11 protein-coding genes are annotated in these 15,168 nt (G+C 69.9%); 8 read left to right on the forward strand and 3 right to left on the reverse strand.

The window, feature by feature from the left end; genetic code table 11:
* Positions 1–36: 36 nt before the first annotated feature.
* Complete coding sequence (gene gndA / locus ABZ348_RS29945; protein WP_358938321.1) at positions 37–1,479, reverse strand: NADP-dependent phosphogluconate dehydrogenase; 1,443 nt, start codon at positions 1,477–1,479, stop codon at positions 37–39.
* A 397-nt stretch (positions 1,480–1,876) separates the two neighbouring features.
* Between gndA and ABZ348_RS29950 the strand changes: the two genes are divergently transcribed.
* Entirely contained in the window at positions 1,877–3,181 is a 1,305-nt protein-coding gene (locus ABZ348_RS29950) for a transglycosylase family protein (RefSeq protein ID WP_358938323.1), read from the forward strand.
* On the opposite strand, the gene ABZ348_RS29955 is transcribed toward ABZ348_RS29950, so the two are convergent.
* Positions 3,062–4,144: a DMT family transporter gene (locus tag ABZ348_RS29955; RefSeq protein WP_358938325.1), complete on the reverse strand. Its 1,083-nt coding sequence runs from the start codon at positions 4,142–4,144 to the stop codon at positions 3,062–3,064. The genes ABZ348_RS29950 and ABZ348_RS29955 overlap by 120 nt on opposite strands.
* 210 nt (positions 4,145–4,354) lie before the next feature.
* Here ABZ348_RS29955 and ABZ348_RS29960 point away from each other — a divergent pair, with 210 nt between their 5' ends.
* The 3 genes from ABZ348_RS29960 to ABZ348_RS29970 all read left to right on the forward strand — a co-directional run bounded on the left by ABZ348_RS29960 (position 4,355) and on the right by ABZ348_RS29970 (position 7,315).
* Positions 4,355–5,101 carry a (2Fe-2S)-binding protein gene (locus tag ABZ348_RS29960; protein WP_358938327.1) on the forward strand — a complete coding sequence of 249 codons (747 nt, stop codon included), beginning with the start codon at positions 4,355–4,357 and terminating at the stop codon, positions 5,099–5,101.
* A 117-nt stretch (positions 5,102–5,218) separates the two neighbouring features.
* Positions 5,219–6,682, forward strand: coding sequence for an SDR family NAD(P)-dependent oxidoreductase (locus tag ABZ348_RS29965; protein ID WP_358938329.1), 1,464 nt, complete (start codon positions 5,219–5,221; stop codon positions 6,680–6,682).
* A gap of 453 nt (positions 6,683–7,135) precedes the next feature.
* Positions 7,136–7,315: a hypothetical protein gene (locus ABZ348_RS29970; protein WP_358938331.1), complete on the forward strand. Its 180-nt coding sequence runs from the start codon at positions 7,136–7,138 to the stop codon at positions 7,313–7,315.
* A 74-nt stretch (positions 7,316–7,389) separates the two neighbouring features.
* On the opposite strand, the gene ABZ348_RS29975 is transcribed toward ABZ348_RS29970, so the two are convergent.
* Positions 7,390–8,799, reverse strand: coding sequence for a lipase maturation factor family protein (locus ABZ348_RS29975; RefSeq protein ID WP_358938332.1), 1,410 nt, complete (start codon positions 8,797–8,799; stop codon positions 7,390–7,392).
* A 307-nt stretch (positions 8,800–9,106) separates the two neighbouring features.
* On the opposite strand from ABZ348_RS29975, the gene ABZ348_RS29980 reads away from it, so the two are divergent.
* The 4 genes from ABZ348_RS29980 (at position 9,107) to ABZ348_RS29995 (ending at position 15,143) form a co-directional block, all read left to right on the forward strand.
* A complete protein-coding gene (locus tag ABZ348_RS29980) occupies positions 9,107–10,237 on the forward strand; it encodes a DUF6777 domain-containing protein (RefSeq protein WP_358938334.1) in 1,131 nt (376 codons plus the stop codon).
* Between the two features lie 131 nt (positions 10,238–10,368).
* Positions 10,369–12,441, forward strand: coding sequence for a SpoIIE family protein phosphatase (locus ABZ348_RS29985; protein WP_358938336.1), 2,073 nt, complete (start codon positions 10,369–10,371; stop codon positions 12,439–12,441).
* Between the two features lie 281 nt (positions 12,442–12,722).
* Positions 12,723–14,087, forward strand: a complete 1,365-nt coding sequence (locus ABZ348_RS29990) for a wax ester/triacylglycerol synthase family O-acyltransferase (RefSeq protein ID WP_358938338.1) — start codon at positions 12,723–12,725, stop codon at positions 14,085–14,087.
* A 195-nt stretch (positions 14,088–14,282) separates the two neighbouring features.
* Positions 14,283–15,143, forward strand: coding sequence for a DNA-formamidopyrimidine glycosylase family protein (locus ABZ348_RS29995; protein ID WP_358938340.1), 861 nt, complete (start codon positions 14,283–14,285; stop codon positions 15,141–15,143).
* Positions 15,144–15,168: the final 25 nt, after the last annotated feature.

Here is a 15,168-nt window from a genome sequence, read left to right on the forward strand (position 1 = left end):
TGTCCGGACCGAGCGGTCCGGACACCACCCCTTCGCTCACTGCACCGAAACCTCCGAGCGATCGCCGCCCCACAACGTGTGATGGACGCCGTCCCGATCGGTCCGCCGGTAGGTGTGGGCCCCGAAGAAGTCGCGCTGGCCCTGGGTGAGGGCGGCAGGCAGCCGATCGGCCCGCAGAGCGTCGTAGTAGGCAAGCGCCGCGGAGAACCCGGGCGTGGGCACGCCCTGCCGGGCAGCCGTCGCCACCACTTCCCGCCAGTCGTCCTGCGCGGCTCCGATCTCGCCGGCGAACTCACCGTCGGACAGCAGGCTCGGCAGATCGGGCCGTGCGTCGTACGCGGCGCGGATACGGTCGAGGAACGCGGCCCTGATGATGCACCCCGCACGCCAGATGGCGGCGACCGTACCGAGGTCGATGTCCCAGTCGTAGGTGTCACTGCCTGCTCTGACCTGCTGGAACCCCTGGGTGTACGAGACGATCTTCGAGGCGTACAGCGCCTGCTCGACGCGGTCGGCGAACCGTTCGGCATCGTCACCGCTCAGCGCTTCCGGTGTGGGACCCGGTAGGTCCTTCGACGCAGATCTGAGGTCCGCGTGACCGGAGAGCGACCGGGCGAAGACGGCCTCCGCGATGCCCGAGACGGGGACCCCGAGGTCCAGGGCGATCTGCACGGTCCAGCGGCCCGTGCCCTTCTGCTCGGCCTGATCGAGGACGATATCGACGAACGGCTTGCCCGTTGCGGCGTCCGTGTGGGCGAGGACCTCCGCGGTGATCTCGATCAGATAGGAGTCGAGCCGGCCGGTGTTCCAGGACCGGAATGTCTCGGCGATGCGGGCGGGGGAGTAGCCCGCGACCGAGCGCAGCAGATGGTACGCCTCGCCGATCAGCTGCATGTCCGCGTACTCGATGCCGTTGTGGACCATCTTCACGAAGTGGCCCGCACCGTCCGGTCCGATGTGCGCCACCGTGGGTTCGCCGTCGGGTGCCTTGGCCGCGATCAGCTCCAGGAGCGGTCCGAGGGAGGCGTACGACTCGACCGATCCGCCCGGCATGATGCTCGGGCCGTGGAGGGCCCCTTCTTCGCCACCCGAGATTCCGGTGCCGACGAAATGGATGCCGCGTCGGCGCAACTCCTGTTCCCTGCGTCTGGTGTCGGCGAAGTGGGCGTTGCCGCCGTCGATGATGACGTCGCCCTCCTCCAGCAGCGGCGCGAACTCCTCGATCACCGCGTCCGTGGGCCCACCCGCCTTGACCATGATGACCAGTCGTCGTGGACGCTCCAGGGCCGCGACGAAGTCCTCGGGCGACTCGGCGGGGACGAAGGCCCCCTCGCTGCCGAAGGAATCGACCAACTCGCGGGTCCTCGCCGCCGTCCTGTTGTGAACGGCGACGGTCAGGCCGTTGCGCGCGAAGTTCCGGGCGAGATTGCGCCCCATCACCGCGAGTCCGGTGACGCCGATCTGGGCCGTTCCACTCATGTGTGCGCTCCTCGATCTCCGTCGGCGATCATGTCGGCCGGGTACGCCACTTCGGTCACGGATCGATCCTCCGGGACGCGGGCCGTGGCCGCACTCCGGGCCCGCACGGCTTCCGAACCCCTCGCACCTCATGGAACGACGGCCCTCCGACTGCTCGCCGCGGCGGTACGGGAACGCCTGACCAGTACTCTTCGCGGCGAGGCGACAGCCTGCCGGGAGGCGCCCGTCGCCACTCGTCCGAGCCCGTTCCTCGCGGGTGCTTGATGCTCTCCCGCCCCCTCTGCCTCGGTGCGCCCGGACTGAGCCCTTGTCATCACCCATATGGAGCACTTAAGTTGACCATTTGAACGTGATCTTTTCGTGACCTGACCAACTGTTCAGTGGGGGAGTCCTGTCCATGGCCGCAACCGGTCGGCACCGCCGATACCAGCCGAGCCGTATCAACCGAGCCTCCCTCACCGTGACCGCGAGTGGTGCGGGGATGGCGATCCCGCTGATGGGAGCGGGCACCGCGGAAGCCGCCTCAGTCGACGTCTGGGAGAAGGTCGCCGCCTGCGAGTCCACCAACCAGTGGACGATCAACACCGGCAACGGCTACTACGGCGGCCTTCAGTTCTCGCAGTCGACCTGGGAGGCGTACGGGGGCCGGGAGTACGCGCCGCGCGCCGATCTCGCCAGCAAGGACCAGCAGATCGCCGTCGCCGAGCGGGTCCTCAAGGGACAGGGTCCCGGGGCATGGCCCACCTGCTCGGTCCGGGCCGGACTCACCCGCGGCGGTGATGCACCGCAGACGACGCCCGAGCGCCGTCAGTCGTCCGAGCGCGGCGACCGCGCGGGCGCTCAGAGCGAACGCACTTCGCCCCAACAGGCCACGCCCAAGCGAGCGGGCTCAGCACCCGCCGCCCAGCCCAAGGCCACGCCGACGACGGTTCCCACACAGCGCGAGGGCTACACCGTCACCCAGGGGGACTCCCTCTCCAAGATCGCCAAGAAGGAAGAGGTCAGAGGCGGCTGGCAGCGGCTCTACAGCCAGAACCGGCCCGTCATCGGTTCGGACCCGGACATGATCCACCCGGGGCAGCGCCTCGTGCTGCGCATCCAGGCCCCGGCCAAGGAGCGCCAGCAGTCCCCACGGCCCGACAAGGCCGCGCCCGAGAAGGCCGAGGAGAAGCGGCAGACCACTCCGAGGCCGGCGCCCAAGCAGCAGACGCCGAAGCAGCAACCGCCCAAGAAGCAGGCGGTGAAGGTCAAGAAGCAGGAGACCCGGCCGGCCAGCGCCAGCAAGCCGACCCGTACCTCCACCTTGAGCTCGCCCGTCGACGCACCCACAGGAACGCCCTACCGCAAATCGGGTTCGGCCTGGTCGAGCGGCTATCACACGGGCGTGGACTTCCCCGTCGCCACCGGCACTTCGGTGAAGGCCGTCGCATCGGGCCGGGTCATCTCGGCGGGCTGGGCCGGGTCCTACGGCTATCAGGTGGTCATTCGGCACCACGACGGCAAGTACAGCCAGTACGCCCATCTGTCCGCGCTCAGCGTGCGCGCGGGACAGGAGGTCGGCAGCGGCCAGCGGATCGCCCGCTCAGGATCCACCGGCAACAGCTCGGGACCGCATCTCCACTTCGAGGTTCGTACGGGTCCTGGGTACGGCTCCGACATCGACCCCCTCGCCTACCTCAGAGCGGGCGGAGTCTCGCTCTGAGACCAACTGGGTAGGGGGCAGGGGCCCGGCGGGCTGACCGAACACCGCGGTCTGCTCGACCGGGTCCGCCTCGGGATCGTTCTGCGACAGAGGGCCCTCGGGCGTCTCTGACCCGGTCGAGCGGTCGTTCTTGCGCGCCGCGCACAGCCGCTCGGTCGTCAGCAGGATCAGACCGCTCGCGGCCAGTGCGCCGAAGCCCAGCGCCAGGACCGTGCCGAGCGCGCCGTAACGGAAGCCCTCGCCGAACATGGTGATGCCCACGGCGGCTGCCACCACCGGGTTGACGACCGTCACGGTGGCCAGTGGGGCGGCGAGGCCCGCACCCCGGTAGGACGCCTGGGACAGCAGCAGACCGCCGATGGCCAGGACGCCGATCAGCGCCAGGGTCGGCCACTGGACCAGCGGTCTGGCCCACTCCCAGCTCATCGCGACCGTCTTGGTGAAGACCGAGGCGATGCCGAAGGCCACGCCGGCCGCCGCGGCCAGCAGAACACTGCGCAGCACCGGGCGGTGAATGGTCTGGGCGACCAGGAAGATCAGGGCGATGGCTCCGAGGGTGGCCGCGGCGAGCACCCCGCGCTGGCCGGTGCCGAGAGTGTGCGATCCGGCGTCCCCGGCCAGTGCCAGGAGACCGGCGAGTCCGACCGTCGCCATCAGGGCGCCCCGCCAGGCGGTGGCCCCCGCCTTGCGCCGGACGAAGAGGGCCGCCATCGGGAGGGCGAAGACGATCGTCAATGCGCCCAGCGGCTGGACCAGGCTCAGCGGGCCGTAGGCCAGAGCCACCACGTGCAACAGCGCCCCGAACCCGTTCAGGGCGACGGCGAACCACCACCCCGCGTGGTGCAGGGGGGCGTACGGCCGGGCAGGTGTGGCTGCGGCGACATGCTCCTGCATGATCGCCCCGGCCGCGTAGGCGACCGCGGAGACCAGCGAGAGGAGCACGGCCAGCATGAGGGAACTCATAGAGACCACGATCTCTCTGTTCGGCGCTCACCGCGTCGTCCTTGAGCAGGCAATTGGACGTACTGCCGACGGAGTACGAGCGTAGGCCAAAAGTCCCATGTGCGATGGTTGAGCAGGTCAGAGGGGGTGGGGATATGTCCGAAAATCCTTCGGCGCGCCGAGCATGACCACGGGTAACCACTAAGGGGTGACGGATTGCATACGGGGCGCGTGGATCTCGGGGAACTCAGTTCGATCGGTGGATTCTTCGCCCTGCGACGGCGAGGCGACGAGACGTCCGGGGCGCCCTCCCCGGGGACGGTGACGTCCGACGGGCCCGGGGCGCCGCTGGCCGGGCTCTACGCGGGCGACGATCGGCCGCTCACCCTGCGTGTCGATGCGGTCGAAGGCCGACTGGGCGCGCCCGAGCGCCGGATCGCGGTCTCCATCGCTCATCTGGGTCTCGCGGCCCGTCTGTGGTCCATCGCCCTGGGCTCCGCCGCCCTCTTCGGCGAACTACCCGCGCTGGACGCTGAACAGCTGTACTGGGCACCGGACCGCAGTACCCCCGACGACCTCTGGCTGCGGACCCCGAACCCTTCGGACGGGCTACAGACCCTGCCGGGCACCGCAGCCCAGATCCACGCCACGGTCCAGGCTGCCCATCTCGTGCCCCTCGCCGAAGCGTTCCGCCGGGACACCTCCGTCTCGCGCGGGCTCCTGTGGGGCAACGCGGGCTCGGCGCTCGCCGGGGCCGGGCGCCAACTCGACGCCTGGGCCCGCCGGGAGGGAAGGGGCGAGGTCGCTGAACGAGCCGCCGCGCTGGTCCGGGAGTTGCTGCGCGATCCCGAGCTCGCCGGCACGGTCCGTGAGCCCGGACTGCGCCGTGCCACGTGCTGCCTCTACTACCGCGTTCCGGGTGGCGGGCTCTGCGGTGACTGTGTCTTCGATCACCCTCCCGCCCGAGTGGTGCGCTGAACCCCGGGCCGGCCGCGGGACCGGGCGAAGAGCCCATTTTGCCGTCACCCTTCTGCTCAGTAAAGTTGCGCTTTTGAAACCCCCAGCGTATTGAGCGATTGAGGAACGACTGCGGTCATGACGGTGACAGAGGACAGCCCGGTGTACGGACCGGGCATCGACCCCGAGCGGCTTTCCGTCTGCCTCAGCGTGCTCGACGAGCTGGACAAACTGGACGTCGACCATCCGGACGCCATCGTCGTGCGGCGCGCGACGGCCGGCATCTACCGCACGGTCAAGCAGCGTCGCCGCCAGGAGCGCAGGGCGGCCAAGACCGCTCACGACAAGGCGGTGACCGAGGCCACCGCCACCGGTTCCGCTGACCGCATCGACGACGAGACCGAGGGGCTGTTGCCCTCGTCGTCCACCACGGGTGAGATCGCGGGGATACTCCAGCGCCCGCGGTCCTGTTACATCTGCAAGACCCGCTACACCGAGGTCGACGCCTTCTACCACCAGCTGTGCCAGGTCTGCGCGGCTGAGAACCGCGCCCGTCGCGATGCCCGGACGGACCTGAGCGGCAAGCGCGCCCTGCTCACCGGTGGTCGGGCCAAGATCGGCATGTACATCGCCCTGCGGCTGCTGCGGGACGGCGCCCACACCACGATCACCACGCGCTTCCCGAACGACGCCATCCGTCGTTTCAAGGCCATGCCGGACAGCGACGAGTGGATCCATCGGCTCAGAATCGTCGGCATTGACCTCCGTGACCCGGCGCAGGTCGTGGCGCTCGCCGACTCCGTGGCCGCCGAGGGTCCGCTGGACATCCTGATCAACAATGCCGCGCAGACCGTACGCCGCTCACCGCAGGCGTACCGGGAGCTCGTCGTCGCCGAGAGCGCCCCGTTGCCCGCCGGTGTTCTGCCGCCCGCCGAGGTGATCGGCACCTTCGGCAGCGGCGCGGTGGAGTCCGTGGCCGCGCTGCCCTCCGCGGCCGGTGAGGGGCTGACCGCCGCGGACGTCACCGGGCTCGCCCTGGTGTCCGGGTCCGCGACGCCCGCCCGGATCGAGGCGGGCACCGCGATCGACGCGGGCGGTCTCGTGCCCGACCTCCACGACACCAACAGTTGGGTGCAGACCGTCTCCGAGGTCGACCCGGTCGAGCTGCTGGAGGTCCAGCTCTGCAATTCGACCGCGCCGTTCATCCTGATCAGTCGGCTGCGACCGGCCATGGCCGCGGCGACCGCCGAGCGGACCTACGTCGTGAACGTCTCCGCGATGGAAGGCGTCTTCAGCCGCGGCTACAAGGGCGCCGGCCACCCGCACACCAACATGGCCAAGGCCGCCTTGAACATGCTCACCCGCACCAGTGCCCAGGAGATGTTCGAGTCCGACGGCATCCTGATGACCGCCGTGGACACCGGCTGGATCACCGACGAGCGCCCGCACCCCGACAAGATGCGGCTGGCCGACGAGGGTTTCCACGCCCCTCTCGATCTGATCGACGGCGCTGCCCGGGTCTATGACCCCATCGTCCGGGGCGAGGCGGGCGAGGAGCTCTACGGCTGCTTCCTCAAGGACTACGCCCCGGCCAACTGGTAGTCGGATCGACTCCGCGGTCCTGCGGGGGACTCGCTCCGACTCCGATCGAAGCGCTCAAGAGGCCCGGTCCATCCCCGTGCGGGAGGGGCCGGGTCTTTCACTCCACTGGCCGATGTCCCCTCCTCGGCGTCGGCGCGGGACACGGCCCAGTACTGGGCCGGCCGGCGGCGATCCCGGTTACTCCATCCGGGTTTTAGTGGCCCACGTCACCATGGCCGCAAGTTCCCTAGCCATGTGGTTTGTTGGCCTGAAATGAGGAGTGAGGTGAGCCCCATAGAGCGGCGGTTCGCTCATTTGGTTACTCTGATGGGCACGGACGCCACCAAAGGGCTCACAAAAGCCCCTTGACCGTCCTGGGACAGGTCTGCAACCAGGCCGCGGTCCCGCCCTCGTGCCGGCGCCACCGCGACCGAACCGCCCCCGTCCCAGTTACGCGACACAGAGGAGTGCGCGGTGACAGCTGATCTGAAGAACTCCAATTACGACAAGCGTCCGCCGGAACGAACGGCCGACCGGGCAGTGCGGCCCGATGAGCTCGGCAACCTCGAAGTCTGGGCGCGATCCGCCCCGATCCGGCTCGCTGGCTACGAGGAAGACCTCGCGGAGCCGCACATCCTCCAGGGCATCGACTGATCGAATCGCCCGCAGCGTGTCCCCCTGCCCGATCGGGCAGGGGGACACGCTGGTGTCGGGGCCCGTACGGCAGGTCAGTCCAGGCGCGTCGGAGGCAGGTACTCCCGGACGAAGTCCCGGTGCCACCAGGCCCCCGTAGCCCTGCGCTCCGCCCGGGTCGTCAGCCGGTAGCGGTACAGACGGGCCCGTACCCACGCCGGAGGCGCGGCGGGAAAGGGATCGTGTCCGAGGAGTCGCACGGTGTCCCGGTCGCCCGCCAGCAGCCGTTCGACGAAGGGGCCGAACCAGGGCCGGGCGTAGGCGGGGGAGAGGGCGGCGAACCACATCATCCAGTCGAGTCGCAGATGGTACGGGGCGAACTGCCGGGGCAGTCGGTGCACGTCCGTGGGCTTGCCCCGGAAGCCGTACGCGCGCCACTGCGTACCCGGCCGCAGAGTGGCTTCGGTCGTGCCCTCCATCACCACCTCGTGACGTACCCGGCTCACCGAGCCGAAGGCGCCGTAGGCGTTGACCAGGTGGAGCGAGTCGTACGACCGGTTCATCTGCTGACGTCGGGAGAGCAGGTTCAGCGCCGGGCGGTAGCTCAGCACCAGTAGGAACGCGGTGACGGCGATCACCGTGATCTCGTACCAGAGCGGTGCGGTCGGCAGGGGTTTCGGGGCGGGTTCCAGGAGTGAGCCGTCGAGGGCGGTGAGCGCGAGCGCGATCGTCAGCCAGTTCAGCCAGGCGAAGTTGCCCGAGAGGACCAGCCAGAGCTGGGTGATCGCGATTCCGGCGGCGGCTGCGGTCGCCACGGGCTGCGGGGTGAAGAGGAGCACGGGCAGGACGAGCTGGGCGAAGTGGTTGGCCGCGACCTCCATCCGGTGGAGGGGCCGTGGGAGCCGGTGGAAGAACCAGCTGAGCGGACCGGGCATCGGCTGGGTCTCGTGGTGGTAGTAGAGGCAGGTCAGATCACGCCAGCAGCGATCTCCGCGCAGTTTGATCAGCCCCGCTCCGAACTCCACCCGGAACAGGACCCACCGCAGCAGGAAGAGGATGAGAACGGGCGGTCCGGTCCGCTCGTTGCCCAGGAAAACGGCGAGGAATCCGGTCTCCAGCAGGAGCGATTCCCAGCCGAAGGCGTACCAGGTCTGACCGATGTTGACGATCGAGAGATAGAGCAGCCACAGCACGGCCCACCAGACCATCGCCACGGGCAGGGGGAGCCGGTCCGCCGCACCGGCCACGAGCGCTGCGGAGAGGACGACTCCGCTCCAGGAGCACAGGGCGAACAACCGGTCCGAGTAGTGCAGCCGGAACAGACCGGGGGCGCTCCGCCATGAGGTCACCCGGAGGTGGGCGGGCGCGGGGAGCATTCCGTGTGTTCCGATCAGGGCGCGGAACTGCCGGGCCGCGGTGAGGAACGCCACCAGGTACACCGCTGCCAGCACGCGTTGGAAGAGCAGCCGGCTCCACCAGTAGTCACCGTCGACGAACCACTCCATCGTTCAGTATCGGCCCGGGGTACCGGGGCGCGGCGCGGGCGCGTCGGCCGGACGGGCGAACTCCGTGCCCACCAGTCGTGGCTCTCCCGAGCGATCGCCGGACCTCGCGACCGCGCCGCGCCCCGCCTCGGTCGCCCGACCGCGCATGTGTGGAGGCCGTTGAACTGCACCGACGGAGTGCAGCCTTCGGGGTGGCGGGCCCGTCCGAAGGGACCACCCACCCGTTTGATCGCGTTCCGGTAGCGCTCTCGTCGGTCGTCCGGCAGAACTGGTGAGTACAGCGAGGGTCTAGTGGTGGGAGATGTCCGTGCGTTCCGTGCGTCGTCGATGGTCCGCGGCCGTTGTCCTGTCCGTCGCACTCTCCTGCGGATTGCTGATCGCCGGGTGCGGCGGGGACACGATCGCCGCCTCGGAGCCGGACGAAGAGGTGTTCCTCCAGGCCGCATCGGCCCGGGGGCCCGACCCGTACACGGATTCGATCGCGCGGGCGATCTCGTCCCCCGCGCCCCGGCCGCCGGCTCCGGGGGGCGGCGGTGAGACGCGGCTGAAGGGGCAGACCCTGCGCACCCTGTCCGGCGCCACTCCCGGCCTCTACGGAGGCATCCAGTCCATCGGCAACTGCGACGCCGCCCGACAGACCAGCCTCCTCGACACCGACGACGGGAAGGCCCGGTCGTGGGCGCGCGGCGCGGGGATCTCACGGACCGCCCTGCCGGGGTTCATGAGCGAACTCACCCCGGTGGTCCTGCGCGCTGACACCCGGGTCACCAGCCATGGCTATCGGGGCGGCGCTGCCGTTCGCTACCAGGCCGTGCTCCAGGCGGGGACGGCGGTGCTCGTGGATCGCCGAGGAACCCCGCGCGTGCGGTGCGCGTGCGGCAACCCGCTGCGTCCGCCGGTCGCGGCGAAGGGCGCCGTGGTGCACAAGGGTCGGCCGTGGGCCGGCTACGAACCGGAACGGGTGGTGGTGGTGAAGCCCGCGGCGCAGAGCATCGCCAGCCTGGTCATCGTCGACGTGGTGACCAGCACCTGGATCGATCGGAAGACGGGGAGCGACGGGGAGTCGGACAAGAGCCCCGAGGTGTTGCCGCCTGTGACCCCGGACGACATCTACACCTATCCGCCGGCTCCCGTTCCCGATCCCTCCGATTCCGCATCCGCGGCACAGCCGGACGAGCCGTCCGCCTCCGACGAGGGGACCGTGCCGGACAGTCCCACGGCCACGGACTGCCCTCCCGTTCCCGACACCCTCGACCAGGTGACACCGGCACAACCGTCGCTCTGCCCGGATCAGCAACCATCGGAGCCGGATGAACTGCCGAGCGAGCTACAGCCGCCACCGGTCGATCCGGACGTGCCGTCGGAAGACGTCCCGACCGATCCGGAGTCGCTGCTGCCGGTGGAGCAGTTGGTGGCACCTGACACCTTCACCGGGTGACGACGCGATGTGAGCGGGCCGTGCTCGGTGACCTCCGAACAGTTCGAAGTGATAAATATCAACAAAATGGGCAAACTAATTTAATTGCCCAATCAGTCGAAGAATCCGATAAATGATGACAGAGTGGCTTCATGGTTGATCGGGCAGCGGGTGCCCTGTCGCTTCCCGACGACTGGCCGGTCGGCCCTGATCGGAGCCTGTCCTTCAACCGCATGGGCAGCTTCGACTGGGACCTGGCCAGCGGGCTCATGCATCTGGACGATTCGGCGCTCCGGGTGCTGGAACTGCTGCCCGGTGAGTACGACGGCTACCGGGCGAGCCTCACCGACCGGATGCCGGCGGAGGACGCCGTCCGGCTGGACTCACAGGTGGCCCAGGCGCTCAAGAACGGCAACGAGAACTACGGCGTCTACTTCCGCATCCGTCGCCGTGACGGCGGGCTGCGGTGGACCCACACCCAGGGCTGCGTACGCCGGGACGAGAGCGGTCGCCCCGAGCGGATCATCGGCATCGTCCGCGACGCCACGGAGGAACTCGCCGACTCCGCAGCCCGGACCAGCGCCGACGTCCATCGCAGACGGCAGACCAGCGTGGTCGAGTCCACCACGGCGGCACTCGCGCACGCCCGAACGGTCCAGGACGTCATCGACGTCCTCACCGCCTCCCACGGTCTGGAGCACTTCGGAGCGGCCAGCCTCGTGATGGGCCTGCTGGAGTCGGGCGGACGCATCCACCTGGTGGCCGAGGGGCCGACGCACGCCTTCATCCCCGGCACCCGGTGGACCAGGGTCGAGGACGAGTACCCGATGAGCAAGGTGGTGCGGACGCTCGCCCCCCTCTTCATCGAGTCCCGGGCGGACTTCGCCGCGTCCTACCCGATCCTCTGGCCGCACCTCGACGGGCTGGGCATCGTATCGGCCGCCTATCTGCCGCTCATCGCCCAAGCCCGCCCGATCGGCGCGCTCGGCCTGCTCTACAGCGACCGCACCGGCTTCAGCGCCGAGGACCGCAACGTCCTGGTCGCCCTGGGCAGCAGCATCGCCCAGAGCGTTCAGCGCGCCGTCCTCTACGACCAGGAGCACGATCTCGCCGAAGGACTCCAGCAGGCCATGCTGCCGCGCCGGATCCCCGATGTACCCGGCGCACAGATCGCGGTGCGCTACCGATCGGCTCGGATCGGTCGGGACATCGGAGGGGATTGGTACGACATCATCACCCTCCCCGGCGGTCGGGTCGGCGCGGTCATCGGCGACGTCCAGGGCCACGACACCGACGCGGCGGCCGTCATGGGGCAACTGCGCATCGTCCTGCGCGCCTATGCGGCCGAGGGGCACACTCCGGCCACTGTGATGGCCCGGGCCTCGATCTTCCTCGACGAACTCGACACCGACCGCTTCGCGACCTGCCTCTATGCCGAAGCGGACCCGGCGACCGGAGTCGTCCAGGTGGTGCGCGCCGGCCATGTCGACCCCCTGCTGCGGGACACGGACGGCAGTTGCCGCAGGATCCCGGTCGAAGGAGGGCTCCCGCTGGGGCTCTCGGCCGAGTTCGGGCGGCTGGAGTACCCCGTCAGCACCGTCGAGTTGGACCCCGGGCAGACGCTGATCCTCTACACGGACGGCCTGGTCGAACAGCCGGGTGCCGACCTCGACGACGGGATGCAGATGTTGACGGCGCTGGTGCGCAGCGGTCCGAGTGACCTCCAACGGCTGGCCGACCACTTGTGCGAGGTCGTCGACGAGCGTGGCGGTGAAGACGACGTGGCGATCCTGTTGCTGCGCCGCCGGGGGACCGTCACGCCCCGGTCGGGCGGACGGCTCCAACAGAGCGTGGCCCAGAACGACCCGGAGGCGTTGCGCTCCGCCCGGCACATGGTCCTCTCGGCGGTACGCGCCTGGGGAGCTCGCGAGCGTTCGGACGAGATCGAACTCGCGGCCGACGAGTTGATCACCAATGCGTTGATGCACACCGACGGCGGAGCGATCGTGACCGTCAGGGTGCTGGTGGGTCCCGAAAGGCGGCTGAGGGTGGAGGTCGAGGACCGCTCCAGCGCACTGCCGCGGCGCCGGGAGGCCGATCTATCCGGAGTGTCCGGCCGCGGCCTGCTGCTCGTGGACCAGCTGGCGGACTCCTGGGGAGTGGAGTCCCGCGGTACGGGCAAATGCGTGTGGTGCGAGTTCACCGTGCCCGACCGGCTCGACTGAGCCCCCCTTCGACGGGCGGGGCGGGAGTGGAGGGGGGATCGGGCCCGTCGGGGTGATGACGGACAGTGACATTGTGCGTTCGGGGTGAGGGAGCCGTCCGGAGCCCGTCGACCGGACCAGCTTGAGTGGGCGTCCTCCCTCAGTCGGTTGTTAACTGTCCGTAAATTGATCGTACTTGACCGTAACCGAATAAGGGCGATTGACTGCGATGACTGCGATTGTGTGCGGGACGTCGCATTTCGCCTGGCCTGTAGGTCTTCCTTCTAGGACATGAGGACACCGTGAGCAGCGAGCTTCTCGCCCCCCTCGACCTGGCTTTCTGGCACCTTGAGTCCGATGGCCACCCCATGCACCTCGGCGCGCTCGCACTCTTCGCACCGGCCGAAGGAGCCCCCCGTACCGGCGGGCCCTTCGACGAAGAGGTACGGGAGCTCCTCGCCCAGCGCGCCTCGGCGATCCGCCGACTTCGGATGCGGGTCCAGGACGTGCTCGTGCCCGTCGGCGGGGCGGTCTGGGCCGTGGACAAGGACTTCGACGTGCAGCGCCACGTCCACCATGTGCGGCTGCCCGTAGGGGACTTCCGGGCCGAAGCCGCGGCCGTCGCCGGCGAACTCATGGAGCGCCCGCTCGCCCGGGGGCTGCCGCCGTGGGAGATGTACCTCCTCACCGCGGAGCCGGACGGCCCCTTCGCGGTGCTGGTCAAACTCCACCACGCCCTCGCGGACGGCATGCGGGCGGTCGCCATCGGCGCCGGAATCTTCGACGAGATCGCCGGGGCGCTGAACCACGGACGGTCGCGTGCCGCCCGGACCGGACCGGCGCCCGAGCGCCCGTGGTTCAGCGACCCCGCCCGGCTCATCGGCTTCGCCCGTGACCGCATCGACGACTTCGGGCGTGCCGTGGGGGTCAGCGCCTCCGTCGTCCGCGCCAGCCGCTTCGATCCCCGCGGGCTGCCCGCGCTCACCGCCGGTTCCAGCGGCACCAGGCGGCTCGGCACGGTGATCCTGGACCTGGAGGACGTGCGCAGCGTCCGCCGGGAGACGGGCGGCACGGCCAACGACGTGCTCCTCGCGGTCGTCGCAGGTGGGCTGCGGCGCTGGGCCCACCTCCGCGGTGAGCAACTGCCCGCCAGCGGGCCGCGGGCCCTCGTGCCCGTCTCCCGCCGCCGCCCCGGCAGCCCGCCCGGCTCGGGCAACAAGCTCTCCGCCTATCTGCTGGAACTCCCGGTCGCCGAACCCGACCCACGGCTGCGGCTGGCCGCCGTACGCACCGCCATGGACCGCAACAAGGCGGCCGGCCCCTCGCGCGGCCCAGGCGCTCTCGCCGTACTCGCGGACCAGTTGCCACCCCTCGCCCACCGCTTCGGCGCACCCTTCGCCCAAGGCGCGGCCCGGATGCTGTTCGACGTCCTCGTGACCAGCGTGCCGCTGCCCCGATCGGCCCTTTCCGTGGGGGGCAGGCCGCTTCAGGAGATCTATCCGATGGCTCCGCTGCCCCGGGGGCAGGCGCTGGCCGTGGCGTTGAGCACGTACGGCGGCAACGTGCACGTGGGACTGGTGGCGGACGGCAAGGCGGTGCCGGACCTCGACCTCCTCGCACAGGGACTGCGGGACGAGTTGGCGGAACTGCGGCAACTGGCCCCGTGAGGAGCGGGCCGGTACGACGCCCGGCGGGCCCTTCGTCGTGGGACCGGCCGCCTCGAACCCAAGGCTTCACAGCCGGAAACGGAGCCTGAACGCAGGAGCCGACCGGGCCCTTCATCGTGCCTCTACCGAAATGCCATATGCCTCTGCTGCCTGCATGATCCTGCACTTCGCTGCGGGCTGCGGCACCCTGGACATATGCCGGAACTGCCTGAAGTGGAATCTCTGCGAGGGTTCCTCGGCGATCGACTTGTCGGTGAGGAGATCGGCCGAGTCCTGCCGCTGGCCATCAACGTCCTGAAGACCTACGATCCGCCGCTGAGCGCGGTCGAGGGCGCCGAGGTCACCGCCGTCGACCGGCACGGCAAATGGCTCGACATCAGTGCGGGCGGACTCCATCTGGTGGTGCACCTGGCCCGGGCGGGCTGGCTGCGCTGGCACGACGAGTACCCGGCGACCCCGCCGCGCCCCGGCAAGGGCCCCCTCGCGCTCCGTACCGTGCTCGCATCGGGCGGTGGCTTCGACCTCACCGAAGCGGGCACGACCAAGCGGCTCGCCGTCCACCTGGTCCGCGATGTCGCCGAGGTGCCCGCCATCGCCCGGCTCGGACCCGACCCCCTCGCGGCGGACTTCGACCGGGCCGCGTTCGCCGCGCTCCTCGCGGGTGAGCGGCGCCAGCTCAAGGGCGCACTGCGCGACCAGAGCCTGATCGCTGGCGTCGGCAACGCCTACAGCGACGAGATCCTGCACGCGGCGAAGATGTCCCCCTTCCAACTGGTGCACCGGTTGGACGAGGACGAGATCACCGCCCTGTACGAAGCCCTGCGCACCACCCTCGGGGACGCCGTGGAACGCGCCCGACCCATCGCCGCCGGTCGGCTCAAGGCGGAGAAGAAGAGCGGGCTCAGGGTCCACGGCCGCACCGGCGAGCCCTGCCCGGTCTGCGGAGACACCATCAGACAGGTGTCGTTCAGCGATTCTTCGCTCCAGTACTGCCCCACCTGCCAGACGGGTGGCAAACCGCTGGCCGACCGCAGGCTGTCCCGGCTCCTCAAGTGAGTGCGCCCCGCCCACGGACGACGCG

Source organism: Streptomyces sp. NPDC005963 (assembly GCF_040638655.1).
GTDB lineage: Bacteria > Actinomycetota > Actinomycetes > Streptomycetales > Streptomycetaceae > Streptomyces.

Excerpts from the sequence above, each read along its gene's own strand:
- ABZ348_RS29985 (WP_358938336.1), top strand. The coding sequence starts at position 10,369 with ATGGTTGATCGGGCAGCGGGTGCCCTGTCGCTTCCCGACGACTGGCCG.
- ABZ348_RS29965 (WP_358938329.1), top strand. The coding sequence starts at position 5,219 with ATGACGGTGACAGAGGACAGCCCGGTGTACGGACCGGGCATCGACCCC.
- gndA (WP_358938321.1), bottom strand. The coding sequence starts at position 1,479 with ATGAGTGGAACGGCCCAGATCGGCGTCACCGGACTCGCGGTGATGGGG.
- ABZ348_RS29950 (WP_358938323.1), top strand. The coding sequence starts at position 1,877 with ATGGCCGCAACCGGTCGGCACCGCCGATACCAGCCGAGCCGTATCAAC.
- ABZ348_RS29975 (WP_358938332.1), bottom strand. The coding sequence starts at position 8,799 with ATGGAGTGGTTCGTCGACGGTGACTACTGGTGGAGCCGGCTGCTCTTC.
- ABZ348_RS29995 (WP_358938340.1), top strand. The coding sequence starts at position 14,283 with ATGCCGGAACTGCCTGAAGTGGAATCTCTGCGAGGGTTCCTCGGCGAT.
- ABZ348_RS29955 (WP_358938325.1), bottom strand. The coding sequence starts at position 4,144 with ATGAGTTCCCTCATGCTGGCCGTGCTCCTCTCGCTGGTCTCCGCGGTC.